Raw genomic sequence first — 540 nt, 5'->3', positions numbered from 1 at the left:
CGAAGTCCTGAAGCGCGGGCAGCGGCAAGGTGTACGGCGTGTCCAGCTCGATGCCCGTCTTGGTGATGTAGGTTTGCAGCATCAGGTGCTTGCCTTCTTTCTTGCCCAAAGCCAGAAAGTAGCGGTTGCGGGTTTGGTACAGGCGGATCAGCTCCTCATCACTACGGGTCTCTGGGGAGACACCCTTGAGCTGGATCAGGCTCACTATGCGATTGCCGGACAGGGTCGTCATGAGCTCGTGCACCGGATAGCGCATCAATGGCGCTTTCTTTTCCGGGGGCATAACGCTTGTGTGAAAATCGTGCGCCATAGAATTCATTCCATTGCGGGTTGAAGGGGGTCAGCAACAACGGTTTGCCATAATTGAGGTTCAGCCAGAGCCGCCGCCGCGCAAAGCGGATGCGGCGCAAATATTGAGGATCGATCAGGCCCACGACCCTCAAGGCGATGAGGGCAATCAGGAACGGGGCGGCAGCAACCAGGCCCCACACCCAGGACAGCAGGAACGTCGCGGCGACACCGAAGACCAAGCCGCCCATC

2 protein-coding genes are annotated in these 540 nt (G+C 58.9%); both read right to left on the bottom strand.

All coding sequences use genetic code 11. The features are described 5' to 3' along the window. Positions 1-232 (bottom strand): hypothetical protein (locus ABJ99_RS28765; protein WP_459426204.1); only part of this gene is annotated, 232 nt, incomplete at its 3' end. Beyond that, positions 162-540 (bottom strand): conjugal transfer protein (locus tag ABJ99_RS29195; RefSeq protein WP_154864433.1); only part of this gene is annotated, 379 nt, incomplete at its 5' end. The genes ABJ99_RS29195 and ABJ99_RS28765, both read right to left, overlap by 71 nt.

Source organism: Pseudomonas syringae pv. cilantro (assembly GCF_001293775.1).
Classification (GTDB): Bacteria; Pseudomonadota; Gammaproteobacteria; order Pseudomonadales; family Pseudomonadaceae; genus Aquipseudomonas; species Aquipseudomonas syringae_P.
This window is presented reverse-complemented; position numbering and strand designations above follow the sequence as displayed.